Source organism: Brevundimonas sp. NPDC046655 (assembly GCF_044901625.1).
Classification (GTDB): Bacteria; Pseudomonadota; Alphaproteobacteria; order Caulobacterales; family Caulobacteraceae; genus Brevundimonas.
The window spans coordinates 150,813-168,179 of the sequence record NZ_JBJDPV010000003.1 but is presented as its reverse complement, the minus strand read 5'-3'; the positions used below and the strand labels follow the sequence as shown (position 1 = coordinate 168,179).

Below are 17,367 nucleotides of genomic sequence, written 5' to 3'. Positions count from 1 at the left end.
AGACTAAGCAACCGCCTGGGTTCCGGGTTCGCTGCGCGCCCCGGAATGACGGCAGGGAGACGAAAGGGCATGACCAAATGGCTCAGCCCGCGCCCCGCCCTGTCATGGTGCAACGCAAAATTCATGACGATGCGGGGTTGCGTCAGCCTGACGCAGCCCGCATCTGGTCCCGATGACCAGCACCCCGCCCACCACAGCCGCCGCCTCCAAGGGGCCGGGGTTCGCCGAATTCGTCTGCCTGATCGCCATCATGATGGCGCTGAACGCCCTGGCCATCGACGCCATGCTGCCGGCCCTGCCGCACATCGGCGAAGACCTGGGCGTGGTCAACGAGAACACCCGTCAGTGGGTCATCACCGCCTATCTGCTGGGTTTCGGCGGCGCGCAGCTGTTCTACGGCCCGCTGGCGGACCGGTTCGGTCGGCGGCCCATCCTTTTCATCGGCATCGGCCTCTATGTCGGCTTCAGCATCCTGGCCGCCTTCGCCCATTCGTTCGAGTGGCTGATCCTGTCGCGCATCGGCATGGGACTGGGCTCGGCGGCGACACGGGTGCTGGCCGTGTCGATCGTGCGCGACCGCTATTCCGGGCGGACCATGGCGCGGGTCATGTCGCTGAGCTTCCTGGTCTTCCTGGGCGTGCCCATCCTGGCGCCGACCGTCGGCCAGCTGATCATGCTGGTGGCGCCCTGGCGCTGGATCTTCGGCTTCTTCGCCCTGTTCGGCGGCAGCTTCCTTTTGTGGGCCGCCCTGCGCCTGCCCGAGACCCTGCACCCCGAAGACCGCATGCCGATCAAGGTAAAGCGCATCGCCGGCGCCTTTGGTCAGGCCCTGAGCAGCCGCATCGGCATGGGCTACACCCTGGCCATGACGGCGATCAGCGGCGCCCTGTTCGCCTTCATCAACTCGTCGCAGCAGATCTTTTTCGACGTCTTCAAGTCGCCCGGCCTGTTCACCACCGTCTTCGCCATGGTGGCCGGCGGCATCGCCCTGGCCTCGGTGCTGAACTCGCGCATGGTGGAAAGGCTGGGCTCGCGTCTGATCGCCCACACAGCCCTGTTCGGCTTCATCGGCTTCAGCCTGCTGCACGCGGCCATCGCCTATGCGGGGCATGACAGCCTGTGGGTCTTCGCCTCGCTTCAGGCCTGCAAGATGTTCTGCTTCGGCTTCATCGCCGGCAACTTCGGCTCCATGGCCATGGAGCCCATGGGTCATATCGCCGGAACGGCGGCCTCGGCCCAGGGCTTCATCTCGACCATCGGCGGGGCCCTGCTGGGCTTCTGGATCGGCCAGCATTTCGACGGCACCACCGTGCCGATGACGGTCGGCTTCGCGGTCCTGGGCGTCGTCGCCCTGCTGCTGGTCCTGGCCGCCGAGAAGGGACGCCTGTTCAAGGCCCACCACCTGCGGCCGATGCCGGCGAAGGCTTGATCTTTCCGGCGCGAGGGAGCCTTTTCGCACGCATCTGAATACGGAGCGTTCGATGACCCTGAAGCTGGTTGGGCAGGTTTCCGCCCTTGCCCTCGCCGCCGCCCTTGTCTCTTCCCTCGGCGCCTGCGCCACCGCGCCCGGAGGATCGGACATGACCGCGCCCGCCGCCACGCCTGCCACGCCCGCCTTCGCCTATGCTGACGACATCCACTCCAACGCCCGCCCGGCCGAGGCCCGCGTCGGCCATGTGGCCCTGGACCTGACCGCTGACTTCGCGGCCAAGACCCTGTCGGGCTCGGCGACGCTGGACATCACCGGCCGCGTCGGCGCGACCGAGGTCGTGCTGGACACCAAGAACCTGAACATCAGCGGCGTGCGCGACGCGCAGGGCCGCCCGCTGCGCTATGAGCTGGGCGCCGTGGACGCCATCAAGGGTCAGGCCCTGACCGTCCACCTGCCCGCCTTCGCCGGTAGCGAAGTCCAGAAGGTCGTCGTCGACTATTCCACCCGTCCCGACGCGGCGGCCCTGCAGTGGCTGGCCCCGCAACAGACGGCGGGCGGCCAGAAGCCCTATCTGTTCAGCCAAGGCCAGGCCATCCTGACCCGCACCTGGGTCCCGACCCAGGACAGCCCCGGCATCCGCCAGACCTATTCGGCCCGCGTGGTCGCGCCCGCCGACCTGACCGTGGTCATGTCCGCCGAGCACCTGACGCCGGCCGGCGAAGCCGCCGCTGCCGGTCAGAAGGCCTGGCGCTTCGACATGGATCGTCCGATCCCGCCCTATCTGATGGCCATCGCCATCGGCGACATCGCCTTCGCCTCCTTCGACGGTCGCACCGGGGTCTGGACCGAGCCGAGCCGTCTGGAAGCCGCCCGCGCAGAACTGCAGTCCACCCCGCGCATGGTGGACGCCGCCGAGGCCCTCTACGGCCCCTATCGCTGGGGCCGCTACGACCTGCTGGTCCTGCCGCCCAGCTTCCCCTTCGGCGGGATGGAGAACCCGCGCCTGACCTTCGCCACCCCGACCATCATCGCCGGCGATCAGTCGCTGGTCTCGCTGGTGGCGCACGAACTGGCCCATAGCTGGTCGGGCAATCTGGTCACCAACGCCACCTGGTCGGACATCTGGCTGAACGAAGGCACCACGGTCTATTTCGAGAACCGGATCATGGAGGCCCTCTATGGTCGCGACCGCGCCATGCAGGAGCAGGTTCTGGGCTGGGGCGAGCTGTCAGCCGAGCTGGCAACCACGGCGCCCGACGACACCAGGCTGCACATCGACCTGACCGGACGCGACCCCGACGACGGCCTGTCGGGCGTGCCCTATGAGAAGGGCGCGGCCATGCTGCGCACCATCGAGCGCATCGTCGGCCGTGAGACGTTCGACGCCTGGCTGCGCGGCTACTTCGACCGCCACGCCTTCCAGCCCATGACCGACGTCGGCTTCCTGGCCGACATCCGCGAGCACCTGATCAAGGGCGATGCGGCGCTGGAGGCCCAGCTGCAGCTGGAGAACTGGATCTACCAACCGGGGATGCCGTCGAACTGGGTGCCGCCGGTGTCGCACGCCTTCGAAGCCGTGGACCAACAGGCCAAGGCCTTCTTCGCCGACAAGGGCCCGGCCTCGGCCATCGACTGGAAGAACTGGAACACCCAGCAGCGCCAGCGTTTCCTGGCCTGGCGTCCAGAGGGTCTGGCGGCGGGCGCCGACTGGCTGACCACGGCGCAACTGGCTGATCTGGAGAAGACGCTGAACCTGGCCAATGAAGGCAACGCCGAGCTGACCTTCGCCTGGCTGCAGATCGCCCTGGCGCACCGCTATGAACCGGCTGTCGCCACCGCCGACCGCTTCCTGACCAGTCAGGGCCGTCGCAAGTTCGTCCTGCCCCTGTTCCAGACCCTGTGGGGCGAAGGCGACTGGGGCCGCCCCATCGCCACGCGCATCTACGCCAAGGCCCGACCGCTCTATCACCCGGTCACGACCGGGTCGGTCGATCAGTTGGTGGGCCGCCCGTAACGAAAAACGATCCTCCCCCGCAGGCGGGGGAGAGGGACCGCGCCCCGCCACCCTCAGCCCCTGGATCGCCGCTGTCGGAGGTCCAAAATTCCAAGCTGCGGGGCCATGATCTCGCCCCCTCCACCATGCTGCGCATGGTCCCCCTCCCCCGCTGCGCAGGGGAGGATCAGTTATAGATCCACCACCTCGACACCGTCCTCGCGGGCCAGCCGGTCAGCGAGGACGGCGCGGTGGCAGCCGCAGGCCTCGGCTTCGAAACACAAAAGGGCGACGCGCTTTTCGCTCGCCACATGGCGCAGCTGCTGGAAGGCGGCTTCGGCGTCGGGCTCCTGCATATGGGCGTTGAAGACGGCGTGCATGGTCGCCACGTCGCCCTTCCTCGCCGCATCGCGCCCGGCCTTGGGCGTGCCCAGCGCCCGCAGCTGCAGATAGTCCACCCCCTCGGCCTTCAGGCTCTCGCCCAGCACCGTCTTGGAAAAGCCCGCGATGCGCGACGAGGCCACGGCCCGCACGTCGGCGACCAGCTCGACCCCCGCCGCCTTCAGCCGCTCGATGACCTCGGGCTGGGTGGAGCCTTCATAGCCGATAGTGAACAGCTTCATGCGGCGATGATGCGCGTCGGATCGCTTGACGCCAAGCCTTGCAGCAAGCTCTCTGGACCGCACGGCGCACAGCGCGTTGGCGGAGAAAAAATGACGGACGAAACGTCGCCCTTAGTTCTGGCCTGTGACCATGTCATAGCCTCGGATCGTCCAATTCGTCTGATCGTTCATCACTCTGACGGCATGTGGCAACTCACATGCGGGGAATATGATCATTCTCCAGAGGGCGCCACGATGCGACCGGTGCACATCCATCATATAGTCAATGATCGGCCCGAGCTCGGTGAAGCTATGCTCAAGATGCCCCGAAGTCATTTGTCGGAGCTGACACCAGAAGGTTGGCTCGTTCAGGCTCACGACGACTGAATGTCCAGGAGCGAAATTTCGTCCATGTTGTGCGTTGCCGTTGGAGGACAGCCCATGATCCGCTCCCTGAAGACGACCCTTCCGCTGGCCGCCGCCCTGATGGCCGCCGCCGCGCCCGCTGCCTTCGCCCAGAACCTGCTGATCCGGGGCGGGACCATCCACACCGGCGTCGAGACCGCTCCGACCGCCGAGGTGGTGGCCGTGCGCGACGGGCGCATCGCCTATGTCGGCGCGGCGGCCGGTGCCCCCTCGGCCGAGGGACTGGAGGTGGTGGATCTGAAGGGCGCAACCCTCTTCCCCGGCTTCACCGACGGCCACGCCCATCTGGACGGCATCGGCTGGCGCGAGATGACGCTGAACCTGGAAGGCTCGACCTCGGTCGTCGAGGCCATGCAAAGGCTGACCGACTGGGCCAGGGCGCACCCCGAGGGCGTCATCGTCGGGCGCGGCTGGATCGAGACCCACTGGCCCGAGAAGCGCTTCCTGACCGCCGCCGATCTGGACGCCGCCGCCCCCGGTCGCGTGGTGCTGCTCAGCCGCGCCGACGGCCACGCGGTCGCCGTCTCCAGCGCCGCGCTGAGCGCCGCCAGGATCGATGCGGCGACGCCCGCCCCCTCGGGCGGCGAGATCCTCAAGGACGCCGACGGCCAGCCGACGGGCCTGCTGGTGGACGGAGCCATGGTTCTGGTCGAGCCGCTGACGCCGCAGGCCGACGCGACAGCGACGCGCGCGGCCTATCGCGCCGGCTTCGGCGTCTATGCCCGCTACGGCTGGACCGGGGTCCACTTCATGAGCGCGCCGTGGAAGGACGTGCCCCTGATGGAGGCGATGGCGCGCGAGGGCGAGGCGCCGCTGCGGGTCTATAACAGCATCGACATGGGCGACGCCCGCGCCCTGATGGCGGGCGGACCGCGCGACGCGGGCGACGGGCGGATCATCACCCGGGCCGTCAAGTTCTACGCCGACGGCGCCCTAGGCTCGCGCGGCGCCAAGCTGTTTCAGCCCTATTCGGATCGCCCCGACACGTCCGGCCTGATGCTGGCGTCGCGCGAGACGGTCATGCCTCTCTATCAAGAGGCCCTGCGCGCCGGCGTCCAGATCGCCACCCACGCCATCGGCGATCAGGGCAACCACGACGTCGCGGCCTGGTACGAGGAGGCGCTGCGGTCCGTGCCCAAGGCCGAGTGGAAGCTGGTCGATCCGCGCTGGCGCATCGAGCACGCCCAGATCATCCGGCCCGCCGACTATCACTACTTCGACGAACTGCCGATCATCGCCTCCATGCAGCCCAGCCACGCGATCGGCGACCTGCATTTCGCGGCGGACCGACTGGGCGACGCCCGACTGGACGGAGCCTATGCCTGGCATACCCTGGTGGACCGGGGCGTGATCGTGGTCGGCGGTTCCGACGCCCCGGTCGAGCGCGGCGATCCCTTGATCGAGTTCTACGCCGCCGTGGCGCGGCGCGACCTGAACGGCTTCCAGGGGCCGGACTGGCGCCCGAACGAGGCCGTGGACCGGGCCACGGCGCTGAAGATGTTCACCCTGTGGCCCGCCTACGCCAGCTTCCGCGAGAAGGAACTGGGCACCATCGAGGTCGGCAAGCGGGCGGACTTCTCCGCCTTCAACATCGACCTGATGACCGTGCCCGCCGCCGACATCCCCAAGGGTCATGCGGTCCTGACCGTGGTCGACGGCCAGGTGGTTTACAGGGCGGACTAAAGGCCCAACTCGCCCCGCTGTGCGTTGCGGCGGGGCGGCGCATCGGTTAAGCCCCGCCCATGGAATTCTCCTCCGGTCGCCCGTTGCGGCCGGGGTTTGGCGTTGGAGCGCTCAGATGGCTGATTTCGCCCCCGGACTGGTCACCGTTTTCGGCGGCTCGGGCTTTGTCGGAACCCAGGTGGTGCGAGCCCTGGCCAAGCGCGGCTGGCGCGTGCGCGTCGCCGTTCGCAAGCCCGCCCTGGCCTATGAGCTGCGCATGGCCGGCGACGTCGGCCAGATCCAGACCGTCCGCTGCGACATCACCGACAAGGCCGCCGTGGCCGAGGCGATCAAGGGCGCCGACGCCGTGATCAACCTGGTCGGCATCCTGTTCGAGACCGGCGGCCGCAAGTTCGAGGCCCTGCACGTCGAAGGCGCCGTCAATGTCGCCGAGGCCGCCAGGGCCGCGGGCGTCCAGCGCCTGACCCATATGTCGGCCATCGGCGCCGACGTGAACGGCAAGGCCGCCTACGCCCGCACCAAGGGCGCCGCCGAGGCCGCCGTACGCGCCGCCTTCCCCGGCGCCGTGATCATCCGTCCCTCGATCATCTTCGGCAAGGAAGACGCCTTCCTGAACAAGTTCGCCGCCATGGCGACCTTCTCGCCCGCCCTGCCCCTGATCGGCGGCGGCGTGACGAAGTTCCAGCCGGTCTATGTCGGCGACGTGGCCGAGGCCATCGCCCGCGCCACCGTCTCACCGGAAGCCGAAGGCAAGACCTTCGAACTGGGCGGACCGTCGGTCTGGACCTTCAAGGACATCCTCAAGTTCATTCTGCGCGAGACCAACCGCGATCGCTTCCTGATCCCCGTGCCCTTCTTCGCCGCCCGCATCCTGGGGTCGCTGGTGCAGATTCCGGCGGCGATCGGCCTGAAGCCCGCCCTGACCAAGGACCAGGTCCTGCTGCTGGAGAACGACAACCTCGTCTCGCCGGGCGCCGAGGGTCTGGCCGAACTGGGCGTCGAGCCGACGGGTCTGGAAGCCATCGCTCCGGACTACCTCTATCGTTACCGCGTCGGCGGCCAGTACGCCGAAGGCCCCGCCGCCGCCTGATCAGGGCCAGTTACAAAAAGCCCCTCGGGACGCTGTCCCGAGGGGCTTTTCTTTGTCTGCGATGTCGCCGGTTTACAGCGCCCCGGTCACGGCCAGACCGACGATCCCCGCCACGCCCACCACGATGCGCCACCAGGCGAAGGGGCCGAAGCCGCGCTTGGATACGAAGTCGAGCAGGAAGCGCACCACCACGAGGGCCGTAAGAAAGGCGGCGATGAAGCCGACGGCGATCAGGCCAAAGTCGCTGAAGTCCAGAACGTCGCGGTTCTTGAACAGGTCATAGGCCACCGCCGCCCCCATGGTCGGCAGGGCCAGGAAGAAGCTGAACTCGGCCGCCGAACGCTTGTCGGTCTTGAGCAGCAGGCCGCCGGCGATGGTGGCGCCCGAGCGCGACACGCCGGGGATCATGGCCAGGCACTGGAACAGGCCGATCAGGAAATAGATCCGCATCGGATAGCGATCGGCGTCCAGATAGACCGGGAACTTGTCCACGCGATCCAGCCACAGAAGCAGCAGCCCGCCGACGATCAGGGCGATGCAGATGACCAGGGGCGTCTCGAACAGCACCGTCTTGATGAAGCCGTAGGCGAAGAAGCCGATGACGGCGGCGGGCAGGAAGGCGACCAGCAGGCCGATCAGGAAGCGCCGCGCGGCCGGATCGAAGGGCCAGCGCGTGACCAGGGTCCACAACCGCTTGAAATAGACGCTGATGATGGCCAGCAGGGCGCCCAGCTGGATGACGATCTCGAACGTCTTGCCGGTGCTCTCGAAGCCGAGAAAATGCCCCAGCAGCAGCAGGTGCCCGGTGGACGACACCGGTATGAATTCGGTCAATCCCTCGACCAGACCCAGAAGGATCGCCGTCAGCCAGTCCGCCATGGAAACTCCGTCTCGACCGGCGACGGTTCGTCCGCCCCGGGCAGGCTTCTTCCTTAGCGCCCCGGACAAGACGCCGCCATTGGCGGATGCGCGGTTTTGCGCGACAAGGGCGGGGATGACCGCCTCCGCCCTCGACGACGCTCACGCCACGACCCGCCGGATCACCACCCTGTCGGTGGGGACGGCGACAATCCTGATCGTGATGAAGGCCTTTGCGCTGGGCGCCTCGGGATCGGTGTCGATCCTGGCGACCCTGGCGGATTCGACGCTGGACCTGATCGCCTCTCTGGCGACTTTCTTCGCCGTGCGCTGGGCGGCGGCGCCGGCCGACCCCGAGCACCGCTACGGCCACGGCAAGGCCGAGGCTCTGGCCGGTCTGGTGCAGGCGGGCCTGATCTTCGCCTCCGCTGTCTTCATCGGCTGGGAGGCGGTGCAGCGCATCTTTGATCCCCGGCCGGTCGCCGCGGGCGGCTGGGCCGTCGGCGTGGTCGTGATCTCCATCGCCGTCACCCTGTGGCTGGTGTGGATGCAGACCCAGGCGCTGAAGAAGACCGCGTCTCTGGCCGTGGCGGGCGACCGCGCCCACTACGCCGCCGACCTGGCGGCCAATGTGGTGGTGCTGATCGGGGTGATCTCGGGCGCCTATCTCGGCGCGCCCGGGCTGGACGCGGCGGCGGGTCTGGTGGTGGCGGTCTGGCTGTTCTGGGGCGCGATCTCGCTGCTGCGCGAGTCCGCCGATCACCTGCTGGACCATGCCGGCCCTGAGGAGGCGCGCGTGACCATCGCCGCCGCCGTCCTGGCCGATCCGCGCATCTCGGGCCTGCACCAGCTGCGCACCCGCATGGCCGGGCAGGTGCTGATGGTGCAGATGCATGTCGATCTGGACCCGCAACTGACGCTGGAGGCCGCTCACGCCATCGTGGTCGAGGCCGAGCAGCGCATCCAGGCCGCCTTCCCCCACGCCGACATCCTGATCCACGCCGACCCGCGCGGCCGCGCCGAACTCCACGCCGCCGCCCCCTCCGTCGCCGCGCTTGAGGCCCCGGTCGAGCCCCTGGCGACCCGCCCCGGCCCCTGGTCATAGGCTGCGACGCGGGGTCGCGGTAAACGGAGCCTTAACGTGCATAGGCGCATGGGTGGAACAATGTCCGCGCCCGCCGTCCTCTATCATTTCGCCTTCCATCCCGGCTCGCGCACGGCGCGTCTGGCCCTGGGCGAGGCGCGCATCGATTTCAGCGAAGAACCGGTCAAGCCGTGGGAAGAGGACTGCCCCGTCTTCGACCTCAACCCCTCAGGGATGCCGCCGGTCCTGAGCGTGGCCGAAAAGGGCAAGACCCTGACCCTTTGCGAGACGGACGCCATCCTCGGCTGGATCGAGGACCGGTCCAAGGGCGACATCCTGATGCCCGCCGATCTGGCCGAGCGCGCCGAGGCGCGGCGGCTGGCCACCTGGTTCAACCGCCGCTTCATCGACGAGGTGGACGCCGTCCTGTTGCATGAGCGGATGGAAAAGCCCCTGCTTCGCCTCGGCCCGCCCGAGGCGCGGATGCTGCGCGAGGGCCGCGACGCGCTTCGCGTTCATCTGGCCATGCTGGAAGGCCTGGCCGCCGGGCGTGAATGGCTGGCCGGGCGTCGGCTCAGCCAGGCCGACCTGATCGCGGCGGGCCACCTGTCGGTGCTGGACTATTTCGGCGAGATCACCTGGGCCTCCTATCCGTCGCTGAAGACCTGGTACTCCAAGCTGAAGTCGCGGCCCTGTTTCCGCACCCTGCTGAGCGACCGTTTCCCCGGCGTCCATCCGGCGACCTGGTACGCCGACCTCGACTTCTGAGGCTAACAGGGGCAAAGGCCCCGTCATGGCGGCCGATCCCCGCATCTTCATCCGACAACGCGCCGCCGAATTGGGCTTCGGCGTGTGCCGCTTCGCCTCGGCCAGCGAGCCGTGGAGCGCGGGCGAGAAGCTGGCCCACTTTGTCGAAGCGGGCCGTCACGGCGACATGGGCTGGATGGAGACGACGCTGGAGCGCCGCGCCCACCCCACCGCCATGTGGGACGGGGCGAAGACGGCTGTCGTCCTGGGCATGAACTATGGCCCCGAGGTCGATCCCCTGCCGGAGCTGCAGGATCGCTCAGCGGGCTATATCTCGGTCTATGCGCGCGGCGACGACTATCACGAGGTCATCAAGGGTCGGCTGAAGATCCTGGCCGGTCAGATGGCCGCGCGGCTGGGGCAGGAGGTGAAGGTCTTTGTCGACACCGCCCCCCTGATGGAGAAGCCCCTGGCCCAGCGCGCCGGTCTGGGCTGGCAGGGCAAGCACACCAATCTGTTGAGCCGCACCCACGGCAACTGGCTGTTCCTCGGCGTCATCCTGACCGCCGCCGAGATCGAACCGGACGAGGCCGAGACCGAACATTGCGGCCGCTGCACCGCCTGTCTGGACGCCTGCCCGACCAAGGCCTTTCCCGCACCCTTCCAGATCGACGCGCGGCGTTGCCTCTCCTACCTCACCATTGAATACGCCGAGCCCTGGCCGGTCGAGTTCCGCATCGCGGCGGGGCCGCGCATCTACGGCTGTGACGACTGTCTGGGCGCCTGTCCGTGGAACAAGTTCGCGCAAGGCGCGTCGGAGGCGCGGCTGCACGCCCGCGACAACCTGAAGGGGCCGCGCCTGGCCGACCTGCTGGCGCTGGACGATCCCGCCTTTCGCGCCCTGTTCACCAAGAGCCCGGTCAAGCGCATCGGGCGCGATCGCTTCATCCGAAACGTGCTGTATGCGGCCGGGAACTCTGGCGACGCCGCGCTGATCACTCCGGTCGAGGCCCTGCTCGACGACCCGGCGCCCGTGGTGCGCGGCGCGGCGGTCTGGGCGCTGTCACGGCTGGATGGCGGGCGGTTCGCCATGCTGCGCGAGACGCGACTGGCGAGCGAAGAGGACGAGAGCGTCAAAGCCGAATGGTCCTTCTCCCCTTGAGGGAGAAGGTGTCGTGCGAAGCATGACGGATGAGGGGTGACGACGGCGCCCCCTGATAGAAGAGATCGATGTCAGCGCCGCGCGTTTCGAGCGCAGCGCTGACACCCCTCATCCGAGCGCCTTCGGCGCCCACCTTCTCCCTCAAGGGGAGAAGGGTCTTAGACCGCGGCTTCGCCCACGCCGCGACCGCCGCCGGGCACAGGCGCCACGTCCAGCAGCTTCAGCCGGAAGACCAGAACCGCGTTGCCGGGGATCATCGGCGGGCCGCCCGCTTCGCCGTAGCCCAGTTCCGGCGGGACATAGAGCAGCCACTCGTCGCCGGGCTTCATCAGTTGCAGGGCCTCGGTCCAGCCGGGCACGACTTGTTCAGGGCTGAAGACGGCGGGCGAGCCGCGCTTGAACGAGCTGTCGAAGACGGTGCCGTCGGTCAGGCTGCCTTCATAATCGACGCGCGCCAGATCGTTGCGGTCGGGATGGACGCCGCCCGCCGGGCCGCTGGCCACGACCTTGTACTGCAGGCCCGACGGCAGGGTCTTGACCCCCTCCGCCGAGGCGTTGGTCTTCATGAAGGCGGCGGCCTCTTCCGCGTTCTTCGCCAGATCCGCGCCGGACATGGCGGGCTGGCGATTGCAGGCGGCGACCGCCAGCAGGGCGGCGGCCGAGGCCGCGACGAGTGCGGGCTTAGCCCATGCGAAGTTCATAGCCACGTTCCTTGAGGGCTTCGCCGATTTCCTCGGCATGACGGGCGTCGCGGGTCTCGACCATGATGTCGAACTCCGCCCCCTTGGCCGGCACGTCCAGCGCCAGCCGGTTGTGCACGACGTCGATGATATTGCCGCCCAATCCGCCGATCACGGCGGCCATGGCCGACAGCATGCCGGGGCGGTCGTCGCCCAGGATGCGATAGACGATCAGGCGCTTCTCGCGGACCATTTCGCGGTTCAGCACCACGGCCAGCATGCGGGCGTCGATATTGCCGCCGGTCAGCTCGATGCCGACCTTCATGCCCTTGAAGCGTTCCGGGTTGGCCAGGATGGCGGCCAGACCGCCGGCCCCGGCGCCCTCGGCCACCGTCTTCTCCAGCGTCGCCAGCAGGGCCACGCCCTTTTCGAAGTCGGCCTCCTCGCAGACAAAGACCTCGTCGATCAGGCTGTCGGCCAGAGCAAACGGGATCTCTCCCACGGCCTTGATGGCGATGCCCTCGGCGATGGTCTGCCCGCTGCACCTGGCCGGCTCGCCGCGACGACGGGCGGTGAAGGACGGATAGCGGGCGGCCTCGACGCCGAAGATCTTGATGTCCGGCTTGAGCGCCTTGGCGGCGATGGCGCTGCCCGCGATCAGACCGCCGCCGCCGATGGGGATGATCAGGGCGTCGAGGTCCGGCGCGTCCTCGACGAACTCCAGGCCGCAGACCCCCTGGCCCGCCACGATGCCCTCGTCGTCGAAGGCCGAGACGAAGACGTAGCCGTGCTCGGCCTGAAGCCGCCTGGCCTCCTCGGTCGAGCCGGAAAAATCGAGACCGTGGATGACGACATTGGCGCCGTGGGCGCGGGTGCCGTCCACCTTCACGAAGGGAGTGCCCTCGGGCATGACGATGGTCACGGGCACGCCCAGGCGGCCGCCGTGATAGGCCAGGGCCTGGGCGTGGTTGCCCGCCGAGGCGGCGACCACGCCACGCTTCATTTCGTCCGGCGTCAGCTGCAGCAACCGGTTCAGGGCGCCGCGCTCCTTGAAGCTGCCGGTGAAGTGCAGGTTGTCGTACTTGATCCAGATCTCGGCGCCGGTCAGCTGGGACAGGCGACGCGAATAGCGGACGGGGGTGCGGTCGACCTGACCGGCGATGCGTGACTGCGCCGCGCGGATGTCGTCGATGGTGACGGTCATGAAGCCCCTGAAAACGTTTCTCGGCCGGTCTCTGCGTCCGGTCTCCGGCGCCCTTTTGGCCCAGCCCGCGACGCCGGGCAACCTTGACTCGTCTCACCTTCGGGCGTCATTCCCGTGGAGCTTGAAACGCGTTCCGGGAGCTCCCTCCATGTCGATCCGTCGCCCTTCCCTCGCCCTCGCCGCCGTTCTGGCCGGCGCCCTGACGCTCGGCGCCTGCGCCACCACGCCCATGGGCGGCGCGACCGGCGCCGGTTCGACCGATTTCAGCGCCGACGCCTTCGCCTGGTCGGCCCGTGCGGGCCAGGCCTCGATCGAGGGCCGGGTCGCATTCGCCCAGGACGGCAAGAGCTTTCACTGCGTCGGCAACGTCGGCCTGATCCCCGACACCGGCTATACCCGCGCCCGCATGCAGCGCCTCTACGGCTCGACCGACCGCGCCGCGGTCCCCGCCGCCGTGGTGCGCGCTCGTTCGGCCGGCGAGCAGGCCGCCGACTATCGCGCCTTCGAACGCGCCCAGCCCTGCGCCGCCGACGCCTTCCGCTTCACCGGCCTGCCGGACGGCAGCTGGTTCCTGATCTCGCCGGTCAAGGCGGGAGACGACATCATGGTGGTCATGAAGCGCGTCCAGACGCGCGGCGGGCGCATGGTCAGCGTCACCCTCGGAAGTTGAACCGACCAGGGGACCGGCGTTCGCCATCCTTTGGCCTTATCGGGCCGCTCTCTGAACTGATCCATTCCTGGACAGTCGGGGAGCGCGTTCTTGTCCCAGCATAATATCATCGGCTCCGAGGCCTTCGGCCGGCGCCCGTTCGTCATCCTTCGCGGCGTCAAGGCAGGCGGCATCCGTCGCCGTCGTTCCGGATCAGCCATGGCCTATGTCATCGTCGCGATTCTGGCCTTGTCGGCCGGCGCGGCCGTCGCCGCCTTCGCGCTCGGCCCCCTGCTGGTGCAGCCCGCCGACGCGGCGACCGCCGCCGTCGCCGCGCCCACGCCGGCCCTGCAGGGCGTATCGACGCCGGTCGCCGCTCCGGCGTCCTAGGGACCGACGAAACTCAAGGCCTCGGCGAACAGTTCGCCGCGGCTGCGCACGCCCAGCTTCTGATAGGCGTGTTTCAGGTGGGTGCGCAGGGTCTCGATGGAGATGTCCAGCGCCTGGGCGATACGACCGGTCTCGACCCCCGCCAGCAACATCTCGATGATCCGTCCCTCGGACGGCGTCAGCAGATGGTTCTCGATCAGGGCCTGAAAGCGGATTTCGCTGCGCGCCCTCTGCAGGGTCAGACCGATCAGGGCGCTGGGCGGGGCGCAGACCTCCCGCGCCCAGGCCACCCAGTGACGTCCGCCCTCGCCCGGCACGACGGCGCAACCCGCCTCCTCGGGCCGGGCCGCAGCCACCAGGCCCGCGATGATCGGCGAGCGCGGCGCCAGACGTCCGTCGCAGACCTCGAAGGCCTCGCCGTCGTCGCGCAGCGCCCGCGCCGCCTCGTTCATCCACATGACGTCCAGCTCGCGCGTGACGATCAGACGGGCGCGACGCTCGCCGTCGACCCAGTTGGCCAGGGCGCGCCCGCAAAGCGCAGTCGGTTCGCCCTCATCGGTCGGAATCACACGGCGTCGATCGCCAGACACACGACGGTCGGCCGAAAACCAGAACGGCTCCTGCGACGCCTCAGGGGCGAAGCCGGTCTCAACTGAACCCTGTCTCACACCGACACTCCAAGCTCAGGCCGCCCCCATCCGACCGGTTGTTGCACCACCCGTTTCACGCAACGCCACAATCCTGACGGATTCCACCATACCTCAAAATATTCTCGGCTACATCCCACAGATTGGTGATGCCAAAGAACATGACGCAACGTAATTTCCACCGGTGCTCCCATGTATTTGTCCCATTGAATACTGTTACAAGAAGTACGTAATCAATACTTGGAGAAGTATATGCACAAAATGAAGTGAAACAACGATTACTAACAATAGGTTAATAATATAAATTGCTGAAATAACGAAGTTTTTTCAGGATCGCCCAGAACACCTCCCCCTAGCGGCCCCCGGATCGACGCTGAAAAGCCTCCGCTAGACTTCTCCCCGAGTTGAAACCTGTCGCGCCGCCAATGCACGCCAGGTCCACGGCGCACGCCCCCTCCTCCCCCGGGTTCGCACGCCATCCAGACCCTGACACGCCGATCGCCACCACCGCGCTAGCGGGATCGGCGCGCCAAAGGGCGGGCCGGGCGAAGACGCATCCACGGCTTCGCTCAAACATGGGCGCTTCGGCGCGACGGCCTCACCGCGGAATCGCACGCCCCCCCAGCGTTCCGCCCGACTGGAGTCGTCGCCGAAGCGCCAGGCCTGCGCCCGGCGCTCGGATATTTCTTCGCGATCTTCGCCATTATTGAGAAAATTGACATCGCGCCTCGCGCCAGGCGCGCGCGATTTCGGAAACTATTTCTCGCCAAACGGGGAGACATTCACGCCTTCAGCCGGAGGATGAGATGTTCAAGAGCCTGTTCACCGAACACCCCAGGTCCGTCGGCGAAAGCTATTTCGAGCACATGGGCATGTCGGCCTCTTTCGGGGCCGCCATGTTCAAGGGGGCCGCGGCCTGCTTTGTTCACGCCCTGATCCCCGGCCTCTGCGTCCGCACCGGCAGCGGCGTGGTCAGCGACCTGCATCACCGCATGGTCACCCACCGCAACAAGTCGGCCTGCGCCGAACAGACCACCGCAGCCCCGGCGGCCGCCGATGTTTGATCGCCTGCCGACAGCCAGAACCGACAGCCTCATGATGCTGGGCCGACTGATGCAGGCCGACCCGCGCGCCGACAAGATCGACCTGGGCGTCGGCACCTATCGCGACGAGACCGGCGCCATTCCGATCATGTCGGCGGTCAAGACGGCCGAGGCCCTCCTGCACGCCGAGCAGACCTCCAAGGGCTATGTCGGCCCGGCCGGCGATGCGGCCTTCGCGCTCGGCCTTCAAGCCGCGACCTTCCCCAACCTCTCGCCCTCGCTCCAGGCCCGGATGTCGCGCATCCAGACGCCGGGCGGGACCGGCGCCCTGCGCCTGGCGCTGCAGATCATCGCCCAGGCCAATCCGGCGGCCCAGGTGTGGATCGGCACGCCGACCTGGCCCGCCCACCTGCCGATCATCGCCGCCTGCGGCCTGACCGCGCGGACCTTCGATCACCTGACGGCGGACGGCGGGCTGAACCGTCAGGCGCTGGACGAGGCCCTGGCCCAGGCGGCGCCGGGCGATGTCGTCCTGCTGCACGGCTGCTGCCACAACCCGACGGGCGTCGATCTGGACGCCGACGCCTGGCGCGCGGTGGCCGAGATCGCGACCGCCAAGGGCCTTCTGCCCCTGATCGACCTGGCCTACCCCGGCCTCGGCGACAGCGTTGAAGACGACGTGGCCGGCGTTCGCATCCTGCTGGAAGGCTGCGAGAACGCCCTGGTCGCCCTGTCCTGCTCCAAGAGCTTCGGCCTCTATCGCGACCGGACCGGCGCCCTGCTGATGCTCAGCCAGGCCGAGGCCACCGCCGCCAACCTGGCCCAGGTCGCCGCCGGTCACGCCCGCCTGCTGTGGTCCAACCCGCCGGATCACGGCGCCGCCCTGGTGCGGATCATCCTGTCGTCGGACGAGCTGACCGGCCTGTGGCGGACCGAACTCGACGCCATGCGCCTGCGCGTGAATGCGCTGAGGGCGCAACTGGCCGCCCTGCCCCTGCCCCGACTGGACCTGTCCGCCCTGTCGCGTCAGCGCGGCATGTTCGCCCTGTTGCCCCTGTCGGAAGCCTCGGTCGATCGCCTGCGCCAGGACCACGCCGTCTATGTGGACGCCTCGGGCCGCATCAATGTCGCGGGGCTGAACGCGGGCAATTTCGAGCGGTTCGCGACAGCGCTCGCCTCGCTGGACTGAGGCGTCGCGCAAGCGTCACGGAACCGGAAACGCCCTGACCCGCTGAAAGGACTTCACCCTTTCAGGAGCAGGCGAATGAGCGTTCTCGGGTCCATCCTCGGCGGCATCTTCAAGAAGAAGAAGGACGAGCCCGCCGCCCCGGCGGCGCCCGCGCCTGCGCCGACTGCGGCGCCTGTCGCGCCTCAGGCCGCGCCCGCTGCGCCCGCCGCCGCAGCCCCGCCGCCCGAGGTCGATGTCGCCGGCATCCTCGACTTCATGAACGACCAGCGCGCGCAGAAGCTGAACTGGCGCACCTCCATCGTCGACCTGATGAAGCTGGTCGGGCTGGAATCCACGCTGGCCGAACGCAAGGAGCTGGCCGAAGAACTGGGCTACACCGGCGACAAGTCGGACAGCGCCAGCATGAACATCTGGCTGCACGCCCAGGTGATTCAGAAGATCCGGGACAACGGCGGGCGTCTGCCCACCGATCTCTGAGGTCCGTCTCT

The 17,367-nt window shown here is 68.3% G+C and carries 17 protein-coding genes; 12 read left to right on the top strand and 5 right to left on the bottom strand.

The window, feature by feature from the left end; all coding sequences use genetic code 11:
- The first annotated feature begins 172 nt into the window (after positions 1 to 172).
- On the top strand, positions 173 to 1,429 hold the full coding sequence (locus ACI2KI_RS10610) for a multidrug effflux MFS transporter (protein WP_404619879.1): 1,257 nt from the start codon (positions 173 to 175) through the stop codon (positions 1,427 to 1,429).
- 52 nt (positions 1,430 to 1,481) lie between these two features.
- Positions 1,482 to 3,446: a M1 family metallopeptidase gene (locus tag ACI2KI_RS10605; RefSeq protein ID WP_404619877.1), complete on the top strand. Its 1,965-nt coding sequence runs from the start codon at positions 1,482 to 1,484 to the stop codon at positions 3,444 to 3,446.
- 170 nt (positions 3,447 to 3,616) lie between these two features.
- Here the strand turns inward: ACI2KI_RS10605 and ACI2KI_RS10600 are convergent, their stop codons facing one another.
- Complete coding sequence (locus ACI2KI_RS10600) at positions 3,617 to 4,048, bottom strand: DUF488 family protein (protein WP_292085523.1); 432 nt, start codon at positions 4,046 to 4,048, stop codon at positions 3,617 to 3,619.
- 420 nt (positions 4,049 to 4,468) lie between these two features.
- Here ACI2KI_RS10600 and ACI2KI_RS10595 point away from each other — a divergent pair, with 420 nt between their 5' ends.
- Positions 4,469 to 6,136, top strand: coding sequence for an amidohydrolase (locus tag ACI2KI_RS10595; protein ID WP_404619875.1), 1,668 nt, complete (start codon positions 4,469 to 4,471; stop codon positions 6,134 to 6,136).
- A gap of 115 nt (positions 6,137 to 6,251) precedes the next feature.
- Positions 6,252 to 7,226 (top strand): complex I NDUFA9 subunit family protein, encoded by a 975-nt coding sequence (locus tag ACI2KI_RS10590; protein WP_404619873.1) that lies wholly within the window; start codon positions 6,252 to 6,254, stop codon positions 7,224 to 7,226.
- Between the two features lie 72 nt (positions 7,227 to 7,298).
- On the opposite strand, the gene ACI2KI_RS10585 is transcribed toward ACI2KI_RS10590, so the two are convergent.
- Complete coding sequence (locus ACI2KI_RS10585; RefSeq protein WP_404619871.1) at positions 7,299 to 8,105, bottom strand: undecaprenyl-diphosphate phosphatase; 807 nt, start codon at positions 8,103 to 8,105, stop codon at positions 7,299 to 7,301.
- A 115-nt stretch (positions 8,106 to 8,220) separates the two neighbouring features.
- Between ACI2KI_RS10585 and ACI2KI_RS10580 the strand changes: the two genes are divergently transcribed.
- The 3 genes from ACI2KI_RS10580 to queG are packed head-to-tail and all read left to right on the top strand — an operon-like array spanning position 8,221 to position 11,077.
- Entirely contained in the window at positions 8,221 to 9,189 is a 969-nt protein-coding gene (locus ACI2KI_RS10580; RefSeq protein ID WP_404619869.1) for a cation diffusion facilitator family transporter, read from the top strand.
- A gap of 60 nt (positions 9,190 to 9,249) precedes the next feature.
- Entirely contained in the window at positions 9,250 to 9,936 is a 687-nt protein-coding gene (locus tag ACI2KI_RS10575; RefSeq protein ID WP_404619867.1) for a glutathione S-transferase family protein, read from the top strand.
- A gap of 25 nt (positions 9,937 to 9,961) precedes the next feature.
- On the top strand, positions 9,962 to 11,077 hold the full coding sequence (queG, locus tag ACI2KI_RS10570) for a tRNA epoxyqueuosine(34) reductase QueG (protein ID WP_404619865.1): 1,116 nt from the start codon (positions 9,962 to 9,964) through the stop codon (positions 11,075 to 11,077).
- A 158-nt stretch (positions 11,078 to 11,235) separates the two neighbouring features.
- Here queG and ACI2KI_RS10565 read toward each other — a convergent pair whose 3' ends face one another.
- Together ACI2KI_RS10565 and ACI2KI_RS10560 are read right to left on the bottom strand one after the other, a co-directional pair.
- The gene (locus ACI2KI_RS10565; protein ID WP_404619863.1) at positions 11,236 to 11,778 is read right to left on the bottom strand and encodes an FKBP-type peptidyl-prolyl cis-trans isomerase; all 543 of its coding nucleotides are present in this window, start codon (positions 11,776 to 11,778) and stop codon (positions 11,236 to 11,238) included.
- Positions 11,759 to 12,961, bottom strand: coding sequence for a threonine ammonia-lyase (locus ACI2KI_RS10560; RefSeq protein WP_404619861.1), 1,203 nt, complete (start codon positions 12,959 to 12,961; stop codon positions 11,759 to 11,761). Before ACI2KI_RS10560 ends, ACI2KI_RS10565 begins: the two co-directional genes overlap by 20 nt.
- A gap of 148 nt (positions 12,962 to 13,109) precedes the next feature.
- Here ACI2KI_RS10560 and ACI2KI_RS10555 point away from each other — a divergent pair, with 148 nt between their 5' ends.
- Complete coding sequence (locus tag ACI2KI_RS10555; protein ID WP_292085510.1) at positions 13,110 to 13,631, top strand: hypothetical protein; 522 nt, start codon at positions 13,110 to 13,112, stop codon at positions 13,629 to 13,631.
- 90 nt (positions 13,632 to 13,721) lie between these two features.
- Positions 13,722 to 14,000 (top strand): hypothetical protein, encoded by a 279-nt coding sequence (locus ACI2KI_RS10550; RefSeq protein ID WP_404619859.1) that lies wholly within the window; start codon positions 13,722 to 13,724, stop codon positions 13,998 to 14,000.
- Here the strand turns inward: ACI2KI_RS10550 and ACI2KI_RS10545 are convergent.
- On the bottom strand, positions 13,997 to 14,668 hold the full coding sequence (locus tag ACI2KI_RS10545) for a response regulator transcription factor (RefSeq protein ID WP_404619857.1): 672 nt from the start codon (positions 14,666 to 14,668) through the stop codon (positions 13,997 to 13,999). The two genes, ACI2KI_RS10550 and ACI2KI_RS10545, sit on opposite strands and share 4 nt — an antisense overlap.
- 785 nt (positions 14,669 to 15,453) lie before the next feature.
- On the opposite strand from ACI2KI_RS10545, the gene ACI2KI_RS10540 reads away from it, so the two are divergent.
- The 3 genes from ACI2KI_RS10540 (at position 15,454) to ACI2KI_RS10530 (ending at position 17,356) form a co-directional block, all read left to right on the top strand.
- A complete protein-coding gene (locus tag ACI2KI_RS10540) occupies positions 15,454 to 15,711 on the top strand; it encodes a DUF6356 family protein (protein WP_404619855.1) in 258 nt (85 codons plus the stop codon).
- Positions 15,704 to 16,879 (top strand): aromatic amino acid transaminase, encoded by a 1,176-nt coding sequence (locus tag ACI2KI_RS10535; RefSeq protein ID WP_404619853.1) that lies wholly within the window; start codon positions 15,704 to 15,706, stop codon positions 16,877 to 16,879. Before ACI2KI_RS10540 ends, ACI2KI_RS10535 begins: the two co-directional genes overlap by 8 nt.
- Positions 16,880 to 16,954: 75 nt before the next feature.
- Positions 16,955 to 17,356, top strand: a complete 402-nt coding sequence (locus ACI2KI_RS10530; RefSeq protein ID WP_404619851.1) for a DUF3597 domain-containing protein — start codon at positions 16,955 to 16,957, stop codon at positions 17,354 to 17,356.
- Positions 17,357 to 17,367: the final 11 nt, after the last annotated feature.

Excerpts from the sequence above, each read along its gene's own strand:
- ACI2KI_RS10610 (WP_404619879.1), top strand. The coding sequence starts at position 173 with ATGACCAGCACCCCGCCCACCACAGCCGCCGCCTCCAAGGGGCCGGGG.
- ACI2KI_RS10605 (WP_404619877.1), top strand. The coding sequence starts at position 1,482 with ATGACCCTGAAGCTGGTTGGGCAGGTTTCCGCCCTTGCCCTCGCCGCC.
- ACI2KI_RS10600 (WP_292085523.1), bottom strand. The coding sequence starts at position 4,048 with ATGAAGCTGTTCACTATCGGCTATGAAGGCTCCACCCAGCCCGAGGTC.
- ACI2KI_RS10595 (WP_404619875.1), top strand. The coding sequence starts at position 4,469 with ATGATCCGCTCCCTGAAGACGACCCTTCCGCTGGCCGCCGCCCTGATG.
- ACI2KI_RS10590 (WP_404619873.1), top strand. The coding sequence starts at position 6,252 with ATGGCTGATTTCGCCCCCGGACTGGTCACCGTTTTCGGCGGCTCGGGC.
- ACI2KI_RS10585 (WP_404619871.1), bottom strand. The coding sequence starts at position 8,105 with ATGGCGGACTGGCTGACGGCGATCCTTCTGGGTCTGGTCGAGGGATTG.
- ACI2KI_RS10580 (WP_404619869.1), top strand. The coding sequence starts at position 8,221 with ATGACCGCCTCCGCCCTCGACGACGCTCACGCCACGACCCGCCGGATC.
- ACI2KI_RS10575 (WP_404619867.1), top strand. The coding sequence starts at position 9,250 with ATGTCCGCGCCCGCCGTCCTCTATCATTTCGCCTTCCATCCCGGCTCG.
- queG (WP_404619865.1), top strand. The coding sequence starts at position 9,962 with ATGGCGGCCGATCCCCGCATCTTCATCCGACAACGCGCCGCCGAATTG.
- ACI2KI_RS10565 (WP_404619863.1), bottom strand. The coding sequence starts at position 11,778 with ATGAACTTCGCATGGGCTAAGCCCGCACTCGTCGCGGCCTCGGCCGCC.
- ACI2KI_RS10560 (WP_404619861.1), bottom strand. The coding sequence starts at position 12,961 with ATGACCGTCACCATCGACGACATCCGCGCGGCGCAGTCACGCATCGCC.
- ACI2KI_RS10555 (WP_292085510.1), top strand. The coding sequence starts at position 13,110 with ATGTCGATCCGTCGCCCTTCCCTCGCCCTCGCCGCCGTTCTGGCCGGC.
- ACI2KI_RS10540 (WP_404619855.1), top strand. The coding sequence starts at position 15,454 with ATGTTCAAGAGCCTGTTCACCGAACACCCCAGGTCCGTCGGCGAAAGC.
- ACI2KI_RS10535 (WP_404619853.1), top strand. The coding sequence starts at position 15,704 with ATGTTTGATCGCCTGCCGACAGCCAGAACCGACAGCCTCATGATGCTG.
- ACI2KI_RS10530 (WP_404619851.1), top strand. The coding sequence starts at position 16,955 with ATGAGCGTTCTCGGGTCCATCCTCGGCGGCATCTTCAAGAAGAAGAAG.